The organism is Burkholderia mycopellens (assembly GCF_964265025.1).
Taxonomy (GTDB): Bacteria; Pseudomonadota; Gammaproteobacteria; order Burkholderiales; family Burkholderiaceae; genus Burkholderia.
Map to the genome: position 1 here is coordinate 126,229 of NZ_OZ183803.1, position 20,293 is coordinate 146,521.

At 66.8% G+C, this 20,293-nt stretch carries 18 protein-coding genes; 11 read left to right on the forward strand and 7 right to left on the reverse strand.

The features are described 5' to 3' along the window. Positions 1 to 389 precede the first annotated feature (389 nt). The 4 genes from ACPTTC_RS18870 (at position 390) to ACPTTC_RS18885 (ending at position 4,699) form a co-directional block, all read left to right on the forward strand. The gene (locus ACPTTC_RS18870) at positions 390 to 1,706 is read left to right on the forward strand and encodes a lipase family protein (protein ID WP_423393456.1); all 1,317 of its coding nucleotides are present in this window, start codon (positions 390 to 392) and stop codon (positions 1,704 to 1,706) included. A 254-nt stretch (positions 1,707 to 1,960) separates the two neighbouring features. Continuing rightward, a complete protein-coding gene (locus ACPTTC_RS18875) occupies positions 1,961 to 3,091 on the forward strand; it encodes a 3-deoxy-7-phosphoheptulonate synthase (RefSeq protein WP_423393457.1) in 1,131 nt (376 codons plus the stop codon). A gap of 16 nt (positions 3,092 to 3,107) precedes the next feature. Beyond that, positions 3,108 to 4,082, forward strand: coding sequence for a hypothetical protein (locus ACPTTC_RS18880; RefSeq protein WP_423393458.1), 975 nt, complete (start codon positions 3,108 to 3,110; stop codon positions 4,080 to 4,082). 188 nt (positions 4,083 to 4,270) lie between these two features. Next, entirely contained in the window at positions 4,271 to 4,699 is a 429-nt protein-coding gene (locus tag ACPTTC_RS18885; RefSeq protein WP_175952703.1) for a PRC-barrel domain-containing protein, read from the forward strand. A 203-nt stretch (positions 4,700 to 4,902) separates the two neighbouring features. Here the strand turns inward: ACPTTC_RS18885 and dapF are convergent, their stop codons facing one another. Next, positions 4,903 to 5,727, reverse strand: coding sequence for a diaminopimelate epimerase (dapF, locus tag ACPTTC_RS18890; protein ID WP_423393459.1), 825 nt, complete (start codon positions 5,725 to 5,727; stop codon positions 4,903 to 4,905). Positions 5,728 to 6,052: 325 nt separating this feature from the next. Here dapF and ACPTTC_RS18895 point away from each other — a divergent pair, with 325 nt between their 5' ends. Then, positions 6,053 to 7,543, forward strand: a complete 1,491-nt coding sequence (locus ACPTTC_RS18895; RefSeq protein WP_423393460.1) for an alanine/glycine:cation symporter family protein — start codon at positions 6,053 to 6,055, stop codon at positions 7,541 to 7,543. A 318-nt stretch (positions 7,544 to 7,861) separates the two neighbouring features. On the opposite strand, the gene ACPTTC_RS18900 is transcribed toward ACPTTC_RS18895, so the two are convergent. Next, a complete protein-coding gene (locus ACPTTC_RS18900) occupies positions 7,862 to 8,596 on the reverse strand; it encodes a lysozyme inhibitor LprI family protein (protein WP_423393461.1) in 735 nt (244 codons plus the stop codon). A 574-nt stretch (positions 8,597 to 9,170) separates the two neighbouring features. Here ACPTTC_RS18900 and ACPTTC_RS18905 point away from each other — a divergent pair. The 3 genes from ACPTTC_RS18905 (at position 9,171) to trhA (ending at position 12,287) form a co-directional block, all read left to right on the forward strand. After that, complete coding sequence (locus ACPTTC_RS18905) at positions 9,171 to 11,249, forward strand: carbon starvation CstA family protein (protein WP_226197333.1); 2,079 nt, start codon at positions 9,171 to 9,173, stop codon at positions 11,247 to 11,249. A gap of 12 nt (positions 11,250 to 11,261) precedes the next feature. Further along, positions 11,262 to 11,468 (forward strand): YbdD/YjiX family protein, encoded by a 207-nt coding sequence (locus tag ACPTTC_RS18910; protein ID WP_048246131.1) that lies wholly within the window; start codon positions 11,262 to 11,264, stop codon positions 11,466 to 11,468. Positions 11,469 to 11,666: 198 nt separating this feature from the next. Continuing rightward, positions 11,667 to 12,287, forward strand: a complete 621-nt coding sequence (trhA, locus tag ACPTTC_RS18915) for a PAQR family membrane homeostasis protein TrhA (RefSeq protein ID WP_043181237.1) — start codon at positions 11,667 to 11,669, stop codon at positions 12,285 to 12,287. 58 nt (positions 12,288 to 12,345) lie between these two features. Here trhA and ACPTTC_RS18920 read toward each other — a convergent pair whose 3' ends face one another. The 3 genes from ACPTTC_RS18920 to ACPTTC_RS18930 form a co-directional block, all read right to left on the reverse strand. Then, positions 12,346 to 13,752, reverse strand: a complete 1,407-nt coding sequence (locus tag ACPTTC_RS18920; protein ID WP_423393462.1) for an MFS transporter — start codon at positions 13,750 to 13,752, stop codon at positions 12,346 to 12,348. Then, positions 13,749 to 14,180 carry a nuclear transport factor 2 family protein gene (locus ACPTTC_RS18925; RefSeq protein WP_423393463.1) on the reverse strand — a complete coding sequence of 144 codons (432 nt, stop codon included), beginning with the start codon at positions 14,178 to 14,180 and terminating at the stop codon, positions 13,749 to 13,751. Before ACPTTC_RS18925 ends, ACPTTC_RS18920 begins: the two co-directional genes overlap by 4 nt. A 117-nt stretch (positions 14,181 to 14,297) precedes the next feature. Next, positions 14,298 to 14,651 (reverse strand): DOPA 4,5-dioxygenase family protein, encoded by a 354-nt coding sequence (locus ACPTTC_RS18930; protein ID WP_175952697.1) that lies wholly within the window; start codon positions 14,649 to 14,651, stop codon positions 14,298 to 14,300. Positions 14,652 to 15,150: 499 nt separating this feature from the next. Between ACPTTC_RS18930 and ACPTTC_RS18935 the strand changes: the two genes are divergently transcribed. Both ACPTTC_RS18935 and ACPTTC_RS18940 read left to right on the forward strand, forming a co-directional pair. Next, positions 15,151 to 15,528 carry a hypothetical protein gene (locus ACPTTC_RS18935; protein ID WP_423393464.1) on the forward strand — a complete coding sequence of 126 codons (378 nt, stop codon included), beginning with the start codon at positions 15,151 to 15,153 and terminating at the stop codon, positions 15,526 to 15,528. Positions 15,529 to 15,751: 223 nt separating this feature from the next. Further along, positions 15,752 to 16,240: a hypothetical protein gene (locus ACPTTC_RS18940; RefSeq protein ID WP_423393465.1), complete on the forward strand. Its 489-nt coding sequence runs from the start codon at positions 15,752 to 15,754 to the stop codon at positions 16,238 to 16,240. Positions 16,241 to 16,486: 246 nt separating this feature from the next. Here the strand turns inward: ACPTTC_RS18940 and hpnH are convergent, their stop codons facing one another. Together hpnH and ispH are read right to left on the reverse strand one after the other, a co-directional pair. After that, positions 16,487 to 17,647, reverse strand: coding sequence for an adenosyl-hopene transferase HpnH (hpnH, locus tag ACPTTC_RS18945; RefSeq protein WP_021158681.1), 1,161 nt, complete (start codon positions 17,645 to 17,647; stop codon positions 16,487 to 16,489). 12 nt (positions 17,648 to 17,659) lie between these two features. Continuing rightward, positions 17,660 to 18,601, reverse strand: coding sequence for a 4-hydroxy-3-methylbut-2-enyl diphosphate reductase (gene ispH / locus ACPTTC_RS18950; protein WP_423393466.1), 942 nt, complete (start codon positions 18,599 to 18,601; stop codon positions 17,660 to 17,662). Positions 18,602 to 19,003: 402 nt separating this feature from the next. Here ispH and ACPTTC_RS18955 point away from each other — a divergent pair, with 402 nt between their 5' ends. Beyond that, entirely contained in the window at positions 19,004 to 20,191 is a 1,188-nt protein-coding gene (locus ACPTTC_RS18955) for a glycosyltransferase (protein WP_423393467.1), read from the forward strand. Positions 20,192 to 20,293: the final 102 nt, after the last annotated feature.

Below are 20,293 nucleotides of genomic sequence, written 5' to 3' on the forward strand. Positions count from 1 at the left end.
TGGGCAGGGAGCGATCGGTTACAGGCAAGCGGTGCACGGCGCGGCCGGCATCGCACGGTGCGGCCTTCGGTACCGGACAGCCGTGATCGTACGGCACTTCGACAAAACACGGACAGTCGGCCGAACGGCCGGTGCGCCTCGCATCGCGCGGCGGCGGGTCTAGACGTTTACCTTCAAACAAGGGAAAACGCCCATCGAGTGCGTGCGCGTTGTGCTTCAATTGATGCGGTTTGTACTCCTACTAAAACGATGGATTCAGAACAAGCCGGATTACTCATTCACAGGAGACAGTCGATGGCTCGGAAACGGTCTTGAAGCGGTACACACGATGGTCTGCAACACCGCCGAACTTCCTTCGATGCAAGCAGGTTATCCCAGGGGCTCCAACCATGTCCTCCAGACGTTTCATGATGGCCGCGGCGGCCGTGTCCGCCGCGCTGGCCGTCGCCACACCGCCGGCCAGCGCCGCCGCGCAGACCGTGTCCGACCCGTTCTACACGTACACCGGCGCCACGCCGTTGGCATCGATTCCACCGGGCACGGTGCTCAAGACGCGCAGCGTCACCTATCACGTGGCCGGCATTCCCACCGCGCTGACCGCGCAGCAGTTGCTGTACCGCACCCAAAACGCGCTGAACCAGCCGGTCGTCAACGTGACGTCCGTGATCCGGAGCCAGGTCGGCAACGGCCAGGCGATCTCGTACCAGTCGGCCTACGATTCGCTGAACCCGTACGACGAGCCGTCGCAGGTGATCGCCGGCGACCGCGACGTCACGAAGGTCATCAACGTCGGCACGCTGCTCTACAGCGCGGAATCGATTCCGCTGTCGACGCTGCTGCTGCTCGGCTACAACATCATCGTGCCCGATACGGAAGGCCAGACGGCCGACTTCGCCGCCGGCCCCGAATACGGGATGACCACGCTCGATTCGATTCGCGCGGCGCTCAATACGCCGTCGACCGGCCTGAACCCGTCTAGCAAGGTGGCGATGATCGGCTATTCCGGCGGTGCGATCGCGACGAACTGGGCCGCGCAGCTCGCGCCGAGCTATGCGCCCGAGATCAACCGGCAACTCGTCGGCGCGGCGGAAGGCGGCGTGCTGGTCGATCCCGCGCACAACCTGCGCTACGTAGACGGCAGCATCGTCTGGGGCGGCGTAGCCGCGGCCGCGCTGGCCGGGCTGTCGCGCGGCTACGGCTTCGACCTCACACCCTATCTCAGCGATACCGGCGTCGCCGTGTTCAATGACATCCAGAGCCAGTCGCTCGCGTACATCCTGCCGAAGTACACGGGGCTGCACTGGGGCACGCTGTTCAAGCCGCAATACGCGAACGACATCAACAGCATTCCCGTGTACGTGACGTATGCGAACAAGGTGAATGCGGGGCTGGCCGCATCGCCGACGATCCCGATGTTCATCGGCCAGGGCACGGCGGGCGCGCTGGATGGCACGTTCAGCAGCCAGGTGGGCGACGGCGTGATGATGGCGTACGACGTGCGCGCACTGGCGCAGAAGTTCTGCGCGAGCGGCACGCCGGTCACATACAACGAGTATCCGCTCGAACATGCGGGCGCGATCGTGCCGTGGGTGGCCGGCATGCTGCCGTGGCTCTACGACCGTTTCAACGGGAAAGCCGCGCCGAGCAATTGCTGGCTGACGTCGCTGCTGCCGAGCAATTCGCTGGCGCCCGAAACGCTGCATTAGGGCCTGTTCACGCCGATAACGGGCTTGCGAACGAGCCTTGCCGGCTGCAGTGCAAGAAGCAAGGAGCGCCGCCGTGCGATGCGGCGCTTGGCCGGGCGACCCTGCGCGGGTCGCCTTTTTTCTTTCGCCTTTTGATCTCCGTCGCGCGGCCGTCATGCAGCCGCGCCCGCTCCCCCGCCGCAATCCGCCGCCGTCCCGCCCGGGTGCCATAATCGAGCCTGCCCATCATTCCAGACGTCCCCCGGAGAATCACCATGCAGAACCTCGACAATCCTTCCCACGATCGCGAGGTAGGCAGCGCCGACGCGACGCAGGACACCACGCGCATCGACGACGTCCGCATCGGCGCCGTGCGCCCGCTGATCTCGCCGGCGCTGCTGCTGGACGAACTGCCGGTGCCGCCCGCCACGCAGACGCTCGTCGAGGATACGCGCCGCGCAATCGGCGACATCCTGCACGGCCGTGACGACCGGCTGCTGCTTGTCGTCGGCCCGTGCTCGATCCACGATCACGACCAGGCGCTCGATTACGCGCGCCGCCTGAAGGCGGCCGCCGATGCGCTGCAGGACGACCTGCTGATCACGATGCGCGTCTACTTCGAGAAGCCGCGCACGACGGTCGGCTGGAAGGGCTACATCAACGATCCGCGTCTCGACGGCAGCTTCCGCATCAACGAAGGGCTGCGCGCCGCGCGGCAATTGCTGCTCGACATCAATGCGCTGGGCTTGCCGGCTTCGACCGAATTCCTCGACCTGCTGAGCCCGCAATACATCGCCGACCTGATCGCGTGGGGTGCGATCGGCGCGCGCACGACCGAAAGCCAGAGCCATCGCCAGCTCGCGTCGGGCCTGAGCTGCCCGATCGGCTTCAAGAACGGCACCGACGGCGGCGTGCAGGTCGCGTCCGACGCGATCGTCGCCGCGGCGGCGAGCCATGCGTTCATGGGGATGACGAAGATGGGGATGGCCGCGATCTTCGAGACGCGCGGCAACGACGACGCGCACGTGATCCTGCGCGGCGGCAAGAACGGCCCGAACTACGACGCCGAACATGTCGAGGCGAGCTGCGCGGTGCTGCGCAAGGCCGGCTTGCGCGAGCAGGTGATGGTCGACTGCTCGCATGCGAACTCGAACAAGTCGCACGATCGTCAGATCGACGTTGCGCAGGATCTCGCGCGGCAACTGTCGCAGGGCGAGCAGCGAATCGTCGGCGTGATGGTCGAGAGCCATCTCGAGGCCGGGCGCCAGGACCTGAAGCCGGGCGTGCCGCTGAAGTACGGCGTATCGATCACGGATGCATGCCTGAGCTGGACCCAGACGGAACCGGTGCTCGACGTGCTGGCCGACGCCGTGCGGCAACGGCGCGCGCGGTCGCGCAACGCGTGACGCAGGCGATGCCGACATGAGCGATTTCCCGTCCGACGACGCACCGGCCATTCCGGGCGACCCCGCTGCTTCCGGTATGACGGCATCGACGGCACCGGCACCGGTACCGCCCGGCAAGCTGTACACGATGGCGGACGTCGGCTGGGCGGCATTGCTCGGCTCGCCGCTCGCCGGCGGCATCCTGCTCGCGGCGAACGCGCGGCGTCTCGGCCACCGCGCGCTCGCGCGGCGGCAGATTCTCGTCACGGCACTCGTCACGCTCGTGTCGATCGGGCTGTACGCGGCGGTGGCGATACCGGAAACCTCGGTGGTGCCGCACGCGCTCGTGCATGCGGTCGTCGTTGCCGGTCTCGCCGGGACGATTTTCTACGCACGGCACGCGCAACGCGCGGCCGTGGACGCGCACCGGGCCGGCGGCGGCGCGCTGCAATCGAACTGGCGTGCGGCGGGCATCGGCCTGCTGACGCTGCTCGGCGTCTGGCTGTCGATTGCCGTGGTGATCGTGGCGCTGGGTGTCGCGGGCGTGTTGAACTTCGACAACGACCTGCGGCTCGTGCGCGACTATCCGGCGCCGGCGGAGCTGCATCTGCCGGCAGGATGGCGGGTCGCGAACCAGCCGGAGGATCGCGGCGACGCGACCTACCGGATCCGGCGTTTCAGGTTCGGGCTGATGTCGGCGGGGATCGAGTTCGTCATCGGCGACAGGAGCGACGATACGCTGTCGAGCTTCTGCGACGAGATGGTCGATGCGGTCAAGGACGGTGGCAGCGCGATCGCATGGTCGCACGCGGAGCACGGCACGATAGCGGGCCGGCCCGCAATGACGTGCGAGCACAAGGGGGCGTTCAACGATGAAATCGTGCACCAGGCGGCCGTGGTGACGTCCGGCGACACGAAGACCTGTGTGCTGATCTACACCGCGCGGGAGGAAAACTACGCGCGTTACCTGCCGGAGTTTGACCGCGTGCGCGATTCGTTGCGGTGTCCGTAATGTCGCCGTCGCGCGGCGTGCGTGGCGGGGGCTGCGTCATCGCGTCCGATGCAGCGTTGCGCGAGTGGCGCTAACATGGGCCGGTGCGATGCGCCGTGCGCGAGCCGCGGTGCTTCACGCGGCGCAGGCATGGAGGCGGCTTGGCCGGCCGCCGACACCGACAACAATTCACCGGAGTACATGACAGCATGGCTTTCTACAAGACCCTCATCGCAGCAACCGTCCTCGCATCGAGCGTCAGCGCGCACGCGCAGATCGCGGGTGCGCAGCCGATCAGCGTGACCGTCGAGCAATCGCAGGCGCTGCTCGAAGGCTGGAGCGTGAAGAAGAGCGTGCTCGGCAAGGCCGTCTACAACGACGACAACCAGAAGGTCGGTACCGTGCGCGACCTGATCGTCGCACCGGACGGCTCGGTGTCGGCGGCGATCGTGTCGGCCGGCGGCTTCCTCGGCGTGGCCGCGCACGACGTCGCGGTGCCGATCGCGTCGCTCGACGTGCGCAACGGCAACATCTACCTGCCGGGTGCGACGAAGGATGCGCTGAAGGCGACGCCTGCGTTCCAGTACGCGAAGGTGCCGTCGCCGCCGAAGCCGAAGAAGCTCGACGACAAGCAGTGATGCATGCGGCCCGGCACGTGCCGGGCCACGCCGATCGCGGGCGATGAATGGCCCCGCGCGTCGGCGCGATCGTTGGAGGCCGGGCACCACATCATGGCGGCGAACGGATTACGTTGACGATCGATGACGATGTGGCTGCGTTGCCGCTGCGCATCCGGCGCGAATCGGTATCGTGATTCACGCCGCACCGCGAATGCCTGCGATCAGCTTGCCGTCACTTCCCCGTCCACCCACAACCCGTCGAACCCGAACGCGACCGGCCCGCTCAGGAACACGCTGTCAGTGCCGTCCCATTGAACGGTGACGTCACCGCCGTCGCACTCGACCCGCACGATTTCGTCGAGCAGCCCGCGCCGGATGCCGTTGACCACCGCCCCGCACGAACACGATCCCGAACCGAGCGGCACGCCGCCGCCGCGCTCCCAGATGCGCAGGCGAATGTGCGTGCGATCGATGACCTGAACGAAATGCACGTTGGTCTGCCGCGGAAACAGCGGATCCGTTTCGATGGCCGGGCCGAGCGCCGCGACATCGATCGCGCGGAGGTCGTCGACGAAGAACGTGCAATGCGGATTGCCCATGTTGCACGCGGCCGGTGCGCCGGGCAGCGGCAGCGCGAGGGTGTCGAGCGCCTCGGCGAGCGGCACGTCCCGCCAGCCGGTGAGCGGCCTGCCCATCTCGACGGTGATGAGGCCGCTCGCCTCCGTCGAGCACACGAGATACCCGCGGGGAGTCCGCAGCAGGAGCGACGACAGGCCGGTTTCCCGCATCAATAGCCATGCGACGCCGCGTGTCGCGCTGCCGCAGGTGTCGAGCGGCGAGCCGTCGGCGTTCCAGAACGCGACGCGGGCCGCTGCGTCGTCGCAGTCCGACACGACCGCGAGCTGGTTGAAGCCGATGCCGCGATGGCGGTCGCCCATGCGCCGCACGAGGTCACCATCGATCGCGTGCGCTGGATCCTGACCGCGCAGGTCGACGATCGCGAAGTCGTCGCCGTTCGCGTGCATTTTCTGAAATCCGATCGGCATGGCGGTTCCGGTATCGAGGCAGGCGATCACTGTACGGTGCGCGCGGGCCGGGATCAAGGCGGTTCGGGCGCGGGGCCATGCCGCGCCGTGAGATTCGCGGCGCCCGGCGCACGACGCGCAGCCCGATTGCCGATCACGTCGTTGCAACGCCGCCCGAGTTCGTCACGCGCTACTTGGGGGACACCCCAATGTTGAAGCGGATCGTAAGACATGTAATATAAATGAAAGATAAATTCGGATTTGTCTGTAGTCGTGACGCCGCGCGGTCACGCGACGGATCCGACCCTCCGCCACGCGCCATCCTCGCCTTCAACAGAATCGCCTCATGGAACAACTCGTCGAATCGCTCAACGGTGTCATCTGGAGCCCCGCGCTCATCTTTCTCTGCCTTGCCGCGGGGCTGTACTTTTCGCTGCGCACGCGCTTCGCGCAGGTTCGCCATTTCGTCGAGATGCTGCGCCTGATGCGCGGCAGCAAGGCTTCGGCGGAAGGCGTGTCGTCGTTCCAGGCGCTGGCGATGTCGCTGTCGGGGCGCGTCGGCACGGGCAACATCGCGGGCGTCGCGACGGCCATCACGTTCGGCGGGCCCGGGGCGATGTTCTGGATGTGGCTCGTCGCGTTCCTCGGCGCGAGCACCGCGTTCGTCGAATCGACGCTGTCGCAGATCTACAAGGTGCGGCGCGAAGGGCAGTATCGCGGCGGCCCCGCGTATTACATCGAGAAGGGGCTCGGCGTCCGCTGGTATGCGGTGGCGTTCGCGATTGCCACCGTGCTCGCGTGCGGACTGCTGCTCCCGGGCGTGCAGGCGAACGGGATCTCGTCCGCGATCGAGAATTCCTTCGGCATCGCGAAGCCCGTCACGGGCGCGGTGCTCGTGCTGCTGCTCGGGCTCATCATCTTCGGCGGCGTGAAGCGGATCGCGCGCGTCGCGGAGATCGTCGTGCCGTTCATGGCGCTCGGCTACATCCTGATCGCGTGCGTCGTGATCGCGCTCGACATCGAGCGCCTGCCGGGCGTCGTCAAGCTGGTGTTCGAAAGTGCGTTCGGCTTCGAGGCCGGCTTCGGCGCGGTGCTCGGCATGGCGATCCAGTGGGGCGTGAAGCGCGGCGTCTATTCGAACGAAGCGGGGCAGGGCACGGGCCCGCACGCGTCGGCGGCCGCCGAAGTGACGCACCCGGCGCAGCAGGGGCTCGTGCAGGCGTTCTCCGTCTATGTCGATACGCTGTTCGTCTGCTCGGCGACGGGCTTCATGATCCTGATCACCGGCGCGTACAACGTGGTCGCGCCGGGCGGCCGCGCGCTGTTCTCGGGCGCGGCCGGCATCGAGGCCGGCCCCGGCTACACGCAGATGGCCGTCGAATCGGTGCTGCCGGGTTTCGGCGCGGCGTTCGTCGCGATGGCGCTGTTCTTCTTCGCGTTCACCACGATCCTTGCGTACTACTACATCGCGGAAACCAACGTCGCGTACCTGAGCCGCGCGCGCAGCAGCGCCGCCGGCACGTTCGTGCTGCGCGCGGTGATCCTGCTCGCGACGCTGTACGGCGCGGTGAAGAGCGCGAGCGTCGCGTGGGCGCTGGGCGACATCGGCGTCGGGTTGATGGCGTGGCTCAACATCGTCGCGATCCTGCTGCTGCAGAAACCGGCGCTCAAGGCGCTGCGCGACTACGAAGCGCAGAAGCGCGCGGGACGCGAGCCGTCGTTCGATCCGGCCGCGCTCGGGATCGCGAACGCGACGTTCTGGGAGAAGCCGGCGGCGGCGAGCGCCGTGCTGGACAGCCGGGCCGAGCCAGTTGTGACGACCGAACGGCAGTCGTAGCGCGGCATCCCGCAGGGGCGGGCCGGCCGCGAGGGCGGTCGCGTGCGACGCGAGATCCATTCGTTGCGCACCGGTGGCCGGCACTCTGTTGCCGGCCGTTTTACATCGTGCCGCGCCGGGCAGGCCGGCGCGTTCCCTGTCTCGAGATTCGCGATGAACGGCACGCACACGTGCATCAGGCGTTCGTCCCGCTCGCGTGCCGCGTGATTGGCTGGAAACAATGCAAGGCGCCGCCCGATCGATTTCGCGACAGCCTCCGGGAGACCTGGGAATCTCCTCTGGGTCGCGAGTAGACGTCTTTGTGTGGCGGCGAGATTTCTAGTTGTCGTTGACTTCGAGAATCGTGTCCAGACGTTCTTCAGTCGCAAGCCAGCGGCATCGCTCGGGCTCGCCCGAGTCGCGACACTCGCTCACCTTGTGGTCGACCCAAACTCGCTCCTCGATACGCAAACCCCGAGCCCGATTCTCATCGTTATTTTTTGCGTAGCGGGAGAGAATGCGCCGGTAGTTATCGTTGAGAGCCCGATCGGCGCGCTGATAGAGCCAGTTGTAGGGGCGCGCGGGATCAAACGGAGGAGGGTCGGCGAGCGTGAAAATTTCGTCCGGGTTGTTGGAGAACCAACCGTTGGCGACTCCCGCGAGCATTTTGACCGATCGCTGCGAAGGTGGAAGTACGAATATGGAATTCCACGTCAACACCACCCAGTCATGATCTCCACGCGTATCCAGAATGCGCACTTTGACCGCCTTTACCGGGCTTCCGTTTTCCCAGACATGAAACGCGGCACAAGGCCCTACCACGTGCTGTTCGTCACCGTCGAACCGCGCAACGCAACTGCCGGGAGCAGGTAGCGACGTCCTGGTCACTCGACCGTAGCTGTCCTTGTCGGCGTCGGTGTCCGTCATCTTCACAAGCAAGGACACGCGCGGCGAATTTTCGTCGACGTGAACTGCCTCGACTTCAAGATGCAGAGTGGCCTCCGCCAGGGCGTTCGCAGAGAAAAGCGCGCAGATACCGGCGAGCGCCGAAACGGCAAGTCGAGCGGAATACATAACCGATGACGAAAGGTTAACAAGAACGGAATAGCCCGGCCTCGAGCACCCAGGGATCTTAATGCTCGCGAGCGGAATTTTCAAAGCATCGGGAAAGCGGGGCAAGCGTGCGGCAAGGAGATACGCGGTACCCGCACCCCTGGCGCGCCGTCGAGCATATCGGAGCAACCTGACGGCGCCAGAAGCGTGTGTCAATGGCCACGCCAGGGATCGCAAGCGGGCATGTCCTGCCAGCGGTTGTTCTCCCGGCTTTCGCCTTCGCCCGGGAGAGCGGCCCGAATGACACTCGCCGATACGGGCCGATCGGCTCGATCGCGAACATGGGCGGACGTTTCAGGCAAGGAGCGCACATTCATGCAACCCGACGCCGCCGTGCGAACGTTGCGCACACATCTACGTAATTCTACGTAGCTCCGCATACGTAGTTATCCGCTTGTAAGCTGCCCCCGTCGCACGGAATACTACGGCCCATCGCCACGGCCTTTGCGAGGCCGCGGCGCGACGCATCGACGTCACGCGTGTGCGGCCACTTTGCCGCATGCCATCAAAACCACATTGGAGACCAGGAGACGCCATGAATCGGGCTTCCAGTACCCTGCTCTGGATCGCGGTCGCGCTGCTCGGCGCGTTCGCGTTCGGCACGATCGCACTCGCACACGGCGAGCGCGTCAGTGCCCTCTGGATCGTGATCGCCGCAGTCTGCGTGTATCTGATCGCGTATCGCTTCTACAGCCGTTTCATCGCCAGCAAGGTGATGCAGCTCGACGGGCTGCGGATGACGCCGGCCGTCAAGTACAACGACGGCCTCGACTACGTGCCGACCAACAAGTACGTGCTGTTCGGCCATCACTTCGCCGCGATCGCCGGCGCCGGCCCGCTCGTCGGGCCCGTGCTCGCCGCGCAGATGGGCTACACGCCCGGCATGCTGTGGATCCTGGCCGGCGTCGTGTTCGCCGGCGCGGTGCAGGACTTCATCGTGCTGTTCATCTCGACGCGCCGCGACGGCCGCTCGCTCGGCGACCTCGTCAAGATGGAGCTCGGCACGGTGCCCGGCGTGATCGCGCTGTTCGGCGCGTTCCTGATCATGGTGATCATCCTCGCGGTGCTCGCGCTGATCGTCGTGAAGGCGCTGACCAATTCGCCGTGGGGCACGTTCACCGTCGCCGCGACGATTCCGATCGCGCTGTTCATGGGCGTCTATACGCGCTACATCCGTCCGGGCCGCATCGGCGAAGTGTCGATCATCGGCTTCGTGCTGCTGATGGCGTCGATCGCGTTCGGCCAGCACGTGCACGATTCGCCGACGCTCGCCGCATGGTTCACGTTCACGGGCACGCAACTCACGTGGATCCTGATCGGCTACGGCTTCGTCGCATCGGTGCTGCCGGTGTGGCTGCTGCTCGCGCCGCGCGATTACCTGTCGACGTTCCTGAAGATCGGCACGATCCTCGGCCTCGCGATCGGCATCCTGGTCGTCGCGCCGGAACTGAAGATGCCCGCGCTGACGAAGTTCGTCGACGGCACGGGCCCGGTGTGGTCGGGCAACCTGTTCCCGTTCCTGTTCATCACGATCGCGTGCGGCGCCGTGTCGGGCTTCCATGCGCTGATCTCGTCGGGCACGACGCCGAAGCTGATCGACAACGAAACCAATGCGCGCTTCATCGGTTACGGCGCGATGCTGATGGAATCGTTCGTCGCGATCATGGCGCTGGTCGCCGCGTGCGTGATCGAGCCGGGCATCTACTTCGCGATGAACGCACCGGCCGCCGTGCTCGGCTCGACGCCGGAAGCGGTGGCCAACACGGTCACGCAATGGGGCTTCGTGCTGACGCCCGACATGCTGACGCAGACCGCGAAGGCCGTCGGCGAAACGACGATCATCGCGCGCGCGGGCGGCGCGCCGACGCTGGCCGTCGGCATGGCGCACATCCTGCACCAGGTGATCGGCGGCGAAGCGATGATGGCGTTCTGGTATCACTTCGCGATCCTGTTCGAGGCGCTGTTCATCCTGACGGCCGTCGACGCCGGCACGCGCGCGGGCCGCTTCATGCTGCAGGACCTGCTCGGCACGTTCCACCCGGCGCTCAAGCGCACCGAGTCGCTGCCCGCGAACCTGGTCGCCACCGCGCTGTGCGTGGCCGCGTGGGGCTACTTCCTGTACCAGGGCGTGGTCGATCCGCTCGGCGGCATCAACACGCTGTGGCCGCTGTTCGGCATCTCGAACCAGATGCTCGCCGCGATCGCGCTGGTGCTCGGCACCGTCGTGCTGTTCAAGATGAAGCGCGAGCGCTATGCGTGGGTGACGATCGTGCCGACCGTGTGGCTGCTGATCTGCACGCTGACCGCCGGCTGGCAGAAGATTTTCGACGCGAACCCGAAGGTCAGCTTCCTCGCGCACGCCGCGAAGCTGCAGGCTGCGGTGGACGAGGGCAAGGTGCTCGCGCCGGCGAAGTCGATCGCGCAGATGAAGCGGATCATCTTCAACGACTACATCGATGCGGCGCTGGCGGGCCTGTTCATCTTCGTCGTGGTGAGCATCGCGGTGTACGGCGTGATCGCCGTGCTGCGCGCGCGCCGCGAGTCGAAGCCGACCGTGCGCGAGACGCCGTACGAAGCGATGCCGGCCGCGCAGGCGCTCGGCAGCGGACGTTAAGGGGAGGCCGCGATGTTCAGCGATCTTGGCGGCGACCTGCGCAGCGCGGGGCGTTACCTCGGGCAGGCGTTGCGGCTGATGGTCGGCCTGCCCGACTACGACACCTACGTCGCGCACATGCGCGCCACCCATCCGGACCGCGAGCCGATGACGTACGAGGAATTTTTCCGCGAGCGTCAGAATGCGCGGTACGGGTCGGGGGCAGGAAAGTGTTGCTGAGCCCGTTCGTCGAAATGGACCGATGATTCGGGCCTGTCATCGAAACAGAAGCGCCGCGACGGATGTCGCGGCGTTTTTTTTTCGTGGGCGGGCCGGCGGCGCGCGTGTGCCGTTTGCCCGGGCGCAGCACGGCAAACTTCGGCCGCCGGTATCATAGGGGCTTCTTTTTTCCCCGATGGACCCGCAGGAGAACACGTCGTGCATGTCGGTGAGCGTTTCAACAGCATTTCCCATCTCGTCGGCGCGGTGCTGTCGGTGGCGGGTCTCGTGGCGCTCGTGACGATGGGCGCGCTCGAAGGCGATCCGTATAAGGTCGTGAGCTTCAGCGTGTACGGCGCGATGCTGATCCTGCTCTATGCGATTTCGACGCTGTACCACAGCGTGCGCAATCCGCGCCTGAAAGCCATCCTGCAGAAGTGCGACCACTCGGCGATCTACCTGCTGATCGCCGGCAGCTACACGCCGTTTACGCTGGTCACGCTGCGCGGCCCGTGGGGCTGGTCGCTGTTCGGCGTGAGCTGGGGGCTGGCCGTGTTCGGCATCGTGCAGGAACTGACGCTCGGGCGGCGTACGCGCATGCTGTCGATGATCCTGTACGTGGCCATGGGCTGGCTCGCGCTCGTCGCGGTGCGTCCGCTGATCCATGCGTTGCCGCCGGTCGGTACCGCGTGGCTCGTGGCCGGCGGCTTGATCTACAGCGCGGGGATCTACTTCTTCATCAACGACGAGCGTATTCGCCACGGGCACGGTATCTGGCACCTGTTCGTGCTGGCCGGAAGCCTGTGCCAGTTCGTCAGTGTCGCGATGTATGTCGCGTGAGCGGCGTGCCGCACTGATCCCGACGCGATGAGCCGCCGCGCGGCTGCCTCGGCATGCGCTAGCGGCGCGTGGCGGTTTGCAGTGGCGCGGCCGGTTCGCCGGTTGCCGGTGTCGGCCGCGCCGTGATCCACCACGTCGTCGCGGCGAGAGCCGACAATCCGGTCGCGATGCCGAGCGCCACCCGCATCGCCGCCGGAAACGGCTGCAGCGTCGCGATGCACGCACCGAAGATCGCCACGCCGAGCGCCGATCCACTCTGGCGCGCTGCGTTCAGCGCGGCCGCCGCCACGCCGGCGCGGTGCCGTTCGACTGTCCCGAGCGCGGGCGATGTCGCGGCCGGCGAGATGAATCCCGATGCAAAGCCGATCGCGAGCATCGGCGCGACGGCGAGCCACGCGGGCGTCGCCGCACTTATGCCCGTCATGCCGAGCGCGCCGGCCGCATAGAGCGCGAACGCCGCACACATCGAGCCGCGCGCGCCGAAGCGCGCGGCCAGCTTGCCGGAACACAGTCCGCCGAGCGCGACCATCGCGGTCATCGGCAGGAATGCGAGCCCCGTGTCGAGCGGGCTCGCGCCGCGGATCTGCCGATAGAACAGGCTGAGCACGAACAGCAGCCCGTAGAACACGAACGCCGACGCCATCGACACGAACGTCGATCCGGCGAACAGCCGGTTGCGGAAGAACGCGAGCGGCAGCATCGGTTCGCGGCGCCGCGCTTCGATCGCGATGAACGCGCTCCACGCGACTGCGCTCGTGATCGCGCCACCGACGATCGGCGCCGAGCGCCAGCCGAGCGACGGACCTTCGATCAGCGTGCCGATCAGCGCCGCGATCGCGACGATGGCCGTGGCCTGGCCGCCCCAGTCGAACTGCCGCGACCCGTCGCCGGCGGCGCGCGCGACCGTGCGGCCGAGCCAGATGCCGGCAAGCCCGAGCGGTAGGTTCACGAAGAAGAGGCTGCGCCACCCGAACAGATGGATCAGCAGGCCGCCGATCAGTGGGCCCGACGCCATCGCGATACCGCCGCAGCCCATCCACAGGCTGATCGCCGAGGCGCGCGCGGCCGGTTCGGGGAATGCGCGGTTGAGCAGCGCGAGCGAGCAGGGCACCAGCATCGCGCTGCCGACGCCTTGTAACGCGCGGGCGATCGCGAGCGCCGGAAGGGTCGGCGCGACGCCGCACAGCGCCGACGCGGCGACGAACACCGCGAGCCCCGCGATATAGACGTCGCGATCGCCGAGCCGGTCGCCGAGCGTGCCGCCCGTCATCAGCAGGCTCGCGAACGCGAGCGTGTACGCGTTCACGATCCACTGCAGGCCGGCCACGCGGCTGCCGAAGGTGTGGGCGATGTCGGTGAGCGCGACGTTGACGATGGACGCGTCGAGCAGCACGAGCGTGTAGCTCACGCAGGTCGCGGCGAGCACGCGGCGGGCCGCGGCGCGGTTCGGCGCGGCGGCCGTCATGCGCGGTCGGGCGCCGGCGTGGCGGCGCGCAGCGCGAGAAAGCCGACCCATCCCCAGTACACGCGATGATGCGCGATCAGCCCGTCGCGCAGATCCATCACCTCGACGAGATCGACCTGGTCGCCGTCCGGCGTGGCACGCGGATATTCCCACGTGAGCTGGCGGCCGTTCGAGAGGAACAGCCCGGTGCGGTACCAGCGCCCGAGCCGGTTGCCCGGATTGCGCAGGCCCGCCGCGAAGAATGCGCCGATCGCGGCCTTGCCGTGCAGCACGCCGGAGCCGTGATCGGGCAGCGTGACGACGATCAGCGGCGTTTCGAGCACCGCGTCGTCGGCATACAGCGACATCAGCGCATCGACGTCGCGCGCGACCACGGCCGCGTGCCAGCTTTCATAAATATGCCGGGCATCGGCGTTGGCGTGTGACATGGCAGGTTCCGGAAGCATCGATAACGGAACCCACTGTATGGGCGCGCCGCCGCGAGACGTTTCACGTCGGCCCGAAACGTGGATGTCGCCTGCGGTGCAGTGCCTGCGTGCCGGCCCTTATCCGGCCAGCGCGTCGAGATTCAGCACATACGACTTCCCGATCCACACCGCGCAATCGCGATGGTCGCGCAGTTCGTCGTTCGTATTCGGATGCAGGAAGATATCGAGCGCGCCGTGGTTCAGCACGAGCCACGGCACGATGTCGTCGAAGCGTGCGGCGTCGAACGCGATCTGGTACGACCACGCCGGGTGCGGGCCGACGAGGCGTTCGTGAAAGCGGCCGAGTTCGATGACCGCGCCGAACCGCTCGTCGACGACCTGGCGAAATGCCCAGGCCGCGTCGCGGCTGGCCGCATCGAAATAGACGTGCGCGTGCCAACTGTGGATGGCGGTGGTGTCGAGGGCAGCCATGGAAGGACTCGATAAAAATGGGCGTGCATGAGGTGCCGTGCGAAACGGCCGATGCGTGATTATCGCGCGTCCTTGCCGTGCGCGTCGTGTCGCTATCCGGCAATCCGGATGCGATGATTTGTCCTGAGTCACGAAAATCGTTCGATTCGATCAGGCTGGGGTTTGGGATACCCGGTATCCGCACGCGCGATATCACGCCGGAAGCCTTGCCGGCAGGTGCACGAGCCGCGATCGCACCGGCAACACGTCATTTCGGAAATTGAAAAAGCGCTGCGTGCGCCGCTCCGGATCGTCTGAACCAATGCGATCAGGGCGTTGAATGAAATAAAGAAATTCCTGTTTGGCGGGATTCGCGCAGGACGCGGTTTGCGCACCGGATTTCGAAGCCGAAAATATCAATTGCGGAATCGGCTATTCAAGCGGAATGCAGCGCGACATACGATGGTTTCAACGCATCGTCTAACCCGATCGATGCGGGGACAACCAACTGGAGGCCACTATGCGATCCCTCGTTCCCGTTGCCGTACTTTCCTGCGCACTCGTTGCGCTGCCCGCCGTCAGCCTTGCGCAGCCGGTCGCACCGGACGGCGCACCGAATGCCGCCCTGTCGACCTGGTCCGCCGCGCGTGCCGAAACCGACGCGCAACTGATGCAGATGACGCGCGCCGGCTATCGCGCGACGTCGGCCGGCAACCAGAACTATCCGCTCGCGATGCAGCGTGCGCTCGAACGTGTCCACAATCCGGTGCCGGACCGGTCGCGCGAAGAGCGGGCCGAGATGGAAGCGCGCGTCGCGCGCGACGTGCAGGGCGGCCATCCGGTCAAGGCGTTCTTCGTGAAGACCGCGTACTACCTGAAGGGCGAGAACACGTTCTGATGCGGGAGACGAGCATGGCTTGCACGATCGGATCTGCCGACGTCGTGCGCGCATCCACGCGGCACCGGCTGCCGGACGCGCGAGCGACGCAGCGGCGCGAGGCTGGGCACGGCGCGCGGCGTCGTGCGAAGCACCCGCGCCATGCGCGCCGTGACGCCGTTGCGTGCCGCATCGCATGGCCGGCCGTCGCGGCGGCCGAGGCGCTGGGAAGCGGGGGCCAGTCATGAAGGGCGCCCGGAAGAAGCGTCGTCACGTGCCGCTGACCCGCGAGTGGCTGCTGCCGTTGCCGCCCGTGCATGCGCGCGACATCTCGCTGAAATGCCACATGGCGCTCGTCGCGCTGCGCGGCGGGCATGGCAACGAGGCGCTGCTGATGCGCTTGCGCACGAGCGTCTACCTTGTGTTTCTGGCGCTCGACGATGCGGTGAGCGCGGACGCGGACATCGACCTGTGCGTCGACGCGGAGCGTGCGCTCGATGCGGGCGTGGCGCGCGCGGCGCAAAGCGGCGCATGGACGCTGCGCGACGACGAATGCGCGGTACTCGAGCATGTGCTCGCGGCGAACGACACGTGCGTCGCGACGCTCACGCGGCATCGGCTGGCCGAGCTGTGGGAGCACGTCTGCACGTTCGCGTCGAGCGGCCAGCCGGCGCTCGTCGCGAGTGCGGCGGAGAAGATGCGCAGGCATGCGGTCGAATCGACGGCCGCGTAGCGTCGCACCGGTTTCGCAGGGAGGTTGGAGGAGACAGGGCCGGCCGCACCGACGTGGCTGCTGTAATCGCGCGGCTTCGACTTCGGCTTCGGTTTCGACGATCGCACGGGCCGTCGCGGCCATGCGGTGACGGCGAAACGCGACGCAAAACCACGGCCCAAAACAAAAGCGCCACGGAGCGGACTCCGTGGCGCTTCATTTTTTCCCGCCGTCGCGGAGGCATGGCCCCCGCGCGGCGAAACGCGCTTAAGCGGCGGCTGCCGGCTTCGCCGGCTTTTGCAGCTTGCCCTTGCCGGCGCGCTGGATTTCCTCGAGCTTGATCTCGACGTGACGCGAGAACACGTACTCGGCCGGACGCTGCTTGTCGATCGGAATGTCCGGAGCAAACGGGCCGTCGGTCTTGATGCCCTTGCGGCTCACGGCGAACGCCTTCAGCGGATGCGCCATCGTGTCCATCACGGCGGTCGCTTCGAAGCCGCAGTGGACCATGCAGTCCGCGCACTTCTCGTAGTTGCCGACGCCGTAGTTGTCCCAGTTCGTGTCTTCCATCAGTTCCTTGAAGGTCTTCACGTAACCTTCGCCGACCAGGTAGCACGGCTTCTGCCAGCCGAACACCGTACGCGCCGGGTTGCCCCACGGCGTGCACTTGTACGTCTGGTTGCCGGCCAGGAAGTCGAGGAACAGCGACGACTGGCTGAACGACCAGCGCTTGCCGCCTTCGCCGCGCTTCAGGATTTCGCGGAACAGGTTCTTCGTCTTGTCGCGGTTCAGGAAGTGCTGCTGATCCGGTGCGCGCTCGTACGCGTAGCCCGGCGACACGGTGATGCCGTCGACGCCGATCGGCTTGAGCGTGTCGAAGAACTTCGCGACGCGCTCGGGGATCGCATCGTTGAACAGCGTGCAGTTGATGTTCACGCGGAAGCCGCGGCGCTTCGCTTCCTTGATGGCCGCGACCGCCTTGTCGTACACGCCTTCCTGCGACACCGAGTGATCGTGCATCTGCGCGTCGCCGTCGAGGTGGACCGACCAGACGAAGTACGGGCTCGGCTGGTAGTCGTCCATCTTCTTTTCCATCAGCAGCGCGTTCGTGCAGAGGTAGACGAACTTCTTGCGCTTCATGATGCCGCGGACGATTTCCGGCATTTCCTTGTGCAGCAGCGGCTCGCCGCCTGCGATCGACACGATCGGCGCGCCGCACTCGTCGACCGCTTCCAGGCATTCCTGGACGGACAGGCGCTGGTTCAGGATGGGGTCCGGGTAATCGATCTTGCCGCAGCCGTTGCACGCGAGGTTGCAGCGGAACAGCGGCTCGAGCATCAGCGCGAGCGGATAGCGTTTGTTGCCGGACAGGTGTTGGCGCGTGATGTACGCGCCGACGCGGACTTGCTGGAGCAGCGGAATAGACAAGAGATGTCCTCCTTAAACTTCGCGGGCGACGGCTTGCGTGAGCTTCGCCGGCAGCTTGAATTCGACTTTTTCCTCTCGGCCCGCCATCGTCGTGACGTCGACGGGACCCAGCGCGCGCAGCGCGCCGATTACATCTTCGACCATCTCCTCGGGCGCGGACGCCCCGGCGGTCAGGCCCACGGTCTTCGCATTCGCGAACCATTCGGCCTTTACTTCCGAACCGTCGGCGACGAGGTAGCTCGGCACACCGCTTTCGGTGCCGATCTCGCGCAGGCGGTTCGAGTTCGAGCTGTTCGTCGCACCGACCACGAGCAGTACGTCGACCTGCTCGCTCAGTTCGCGCACGGCGGCCTGGCGATTTTGCGTCGCGTAGCAGATGTCGCGCGTGTCCGGGCCGACGAGGTCGGTGAACCGGCGCTGCAGCGCTTCGATGATGCCGCGCGTATCGTCGACCGACAGCGTGGTTTGCGTGATGTACGCAACCGGCGTATCGACAGGCAGCGTCAGCGTATCGACTTCGGCTTCGCTCTGCACGAGGATCACCTCGGCCGGAATCTGGCCGATCGTCCCCTCGACTTCCGGGTGGCCCGCATGGCCGATCAGGATCAGCCGGCGGCCCGCCGCGACATATTGGCGACCCTGCACGTGCACTTTCGTGACGAGCGGGCAGGTGGCGTCGAGCACGTCGAGCCCGCGCGTTTCCGCGTCGAGCTCGACCGTCTGGGCGACACCGTGCGCGCTGAAGATCGCGACAGCGCCGTGGGGCACCTCGTCGAGTTCCTCAACGAATCGTGCCCCTTTATTACGCAGATTTTCGACGACATGCCGGTTATGCACGATCTCATGACGCACATAGACCGGCGCACCGTGCTGTTGCAGCGCGCGATCGACGATCTCGATCGCACGGACAACCCCCGCACAAAAGCCGCGAGGCTGGGCAAGGATGACTCGCATAGGTGAGCGAACTCCGACGACAGACGCCGGGGTTCGAGGAGCTGGCACTCGCTCGCTCGCCCCGGCTTGATGTTATGAAGGCAGGAACGAACCGGCCGGCCAGGCCCCGGAACCCCGAATTAATCGCGCATTTTAACCTCATCGGCAAGTCCTTGCTTCGGTGCTGTATCCGGCGTGTTGCATTTGCGGGAGAGCCGCGTCGGCGCTGGCGCGCGCGGAACCCAGTAAACTATGCGGTTTCGCGGGCAGCCGCTCCGGCTGCCTGGCGTCGCGCTCATTTCAAGGCCATTCGATGACCGTCGATTCTTACGCGTATTGCCCGGCCGCCCGTGCGGTTTCGGGTGTTTTGTTCCTGACCCCGATTGATTGTGCCGATGCCGGCGCCCGACAGGAGGCGTGCCGATGATGCTGGTGCTCGCTTTCCTGGTGTCCGGCCTGTCGCTGATGATCTGGATCGTGCTGCTCGTCGCGCGCGGCGGCTTCTGGCGCGCGGTGCCCGCGCGGCCGCTGCCGCCCGAGGCGCGCGGCGCCGCGGCCGAGGCCGGCTGGCCGGCCGTCGTCGCGGTCGTGCCGGCACGCAACGAGGCCGACGTGATCGCCCGGGCGGCGACTTCGCTGCTCGAGCAGGATTACCCGGGCGATTTTCATCTGATCATTGTCGATGACCACAGCGACGACGGTACCGCCGACGCGGCCCGGGCGGCCGCGCTCACGATCAACCGCGCCGACCGGCTGACGGTGCTGGCCGCGAAGCCGCTGCCGGCCGGCTGGTCGGGCAAGGTGTGGGCGCAGTCGCAGGGGATCGCCGCGGTGCAGACGCTCGGCCTGGCGGCCGACTACCTGTTGCTGACGGATGCCGACATCGGCCACCCGCCCGACGCGGTCGCGCAACTCGTCACGCGCGCGCAGGCCGAGCACCGCGATCTCGTCTCGCTGATGGTGCGGCTGCGCTGCGATTCGTTCTGGGAAAAGGCGCTGATCCCGGCGTTCGTGTTCTTCTTCGCGAAGCTCTACCCGTTCTCGTGGATTAACAATCCGCGCAACCGGACAGCCGGCGCCGCGGGCGGCTGCATGCTCGTCAAGCGTACGGCGCTCGAGGAAGCGGGCGGCATCGAGTCGATCCGCGGCGCGCTGATCGACGACTGCAGCCTCGCCGCGCAGATCAAGCATCGCGGCGAAGGCCGCCATCCGATCCGGCTCGACCTGGCCGACCGCAGCGTATCGCTGCGCCCGTACGACAGCTGGCGCGACATCTGGAACATGATCGCGCGCACGGCGTTCACGCAGCTGCACTATTCGCCGCTGCTGCTGGCCGGCACGTTGCTCGGGATGACGATCATCTATCTCGTGCCGCCCGCAGCCGCGCTCGCGTACGGCGCGCGCGCATGGCCGGCGTGGCTCGCGTGGGCGTCGATGTGCGCCGCGTATGCGCCGATGCTGCGCTACTACCGGCGCTCGCCGCTGTGGGCGCCGGCGCTGCCGCTCGTCGCGCTGTTCTACGTCGGTGCGACGTTCGCGTCCGCGTGGCGTTACTGGCGCGGCAAGGGCGGCCAGTGGAAGGCGCGCGTGCAGGCGCCGGTGGATCGCTGAGCGTTGCCCGGGAGGCGTGCCTCCCGGCAGCCGGAAAGCAAACAGCCCGATCGGTGGAAACCGGTCGGGCTGTTTCGTTTTCGGCGGTGCGGCCTGCCGGTG

Excerpts from the sequence above, each read along its gene's own strand:
- ACPTTC_RS18870 (WP_423393456.1), top strand. The coding sequence starts at position 390 with ATGTCCTCCAGACGTTTCATGATGGCCGCGGCGGCCGTGTCCGCCGCG.
- ACPTTC_RS18940 (WP_423393465.1), top strand. The coding sequence starts at position 15,752 with ATGAAGGGCGCCCGGAAGAAGCGTCGTCACGTGCCGCTGACCCGCGAG.
- ACPTTC_RS18900 (WP_423393461.1), bottom strand. The coding sequence starts at position 8,596 with ATGTATTCCGCTCGACTTGCCGTTTCGGCGCTCGCCGGTATCTGCGCG.
- ACPTTC_RS18920 (WP_423393462.1), bottom strand. The coding sequence starts at position 13,752 with ATGACGGCCGCCGCGCCGAACCGCGCCGCGGCCCGCCGCGTGCTCGCC.
- ACPTTC_RS18895 (WP_423393460.1), top strand. The coding sequence starts at position 6,053 with ATGGAACAACTCGTCGAATCGCTCAACGGTGTCATCTGGAGCCCCGCG.
- dapF (WP_423393459.1), bottom strand. The coding sequence starts at position 5,727 with ATGCCGATCGGATTTCAGAAAATGCACGCGAACGGCGACGACTTCGCG.
- ispH (WP_423393466.1), bottom strand. The coding sequence starts at position 18,601 with ATGCGAGTCATCCTTGCCCAGCCTCGCGGCTTTTGTGCGGGGGTTGTC.
- ACPTTC_RS18905 (WP_226197333.1), top strand. The coding sequence starts at position 9,171 with ATGAATCGGGCTTCCAGTACCCTGCTCTGGATCGCGGTCGCGCTGCTC.
- ACPTTC_RS18955 (WP_423393467.1), top strand. The coding sequence starts at position 19,004 with ATGATGCTGGTGCTCGCTTTCCTGGTGTCCGGCCTGTCGCTGATGATC.
- ACPTTC_RS18925 (WP_423393463.1), bottom strand. The coding sequence starts at position 14,180 with ATGTCACACGCCAACGCCGATGCCCGGCATATTTATGAAAGCTGGCAC.
- ACPTTC_RS18885 (WP_175952703.1), top strand. The coding sequence starts at position 4,271 with ATGGCTTTCTACAAGACCCTCATCGCAGCAACCGTCCTCGCATCGAGC.
- ACPTTC_RS18875 (WP_423393457.1), top strand. The coding sequence starts at position 1,961 with ATGCAGAACCTCGACAATCCTTCCCACGATCGCGAGGTAGGCAGCGCC.
- ACPTTC_RS18910 (WP_048246131.1), top strand. The coding sequence starts at position 11,262 with ATGTTCAGCGATCTTGGCGGCGACCTGCGCAGCGCGGGGCGTTACCTC.
- ACPTTC_RS18935 (WP_423393464.1), top strand. The coding sequence starts at position 15,151 with ATGCGATCCCTCGTTCCCGTTGCCGTACTTTCCTGCGCACTCGTTGCG.
- ACPTTC_RS18880 (WP_423393458.1), top strand. The coding sequence starts at position 3,108 with ATGAGCGATTTCCCGTCCGACGACGCACCGGCCATTCCGGGCGACCCC.
- ACPTTC_RS18930 (WP_175952697.1), bottom strand. The coding sequence starts at position 14,651 with ATGGCTGCCCTCGACACCACCGCCATCCACAGTTGGCACGCGCACGTC.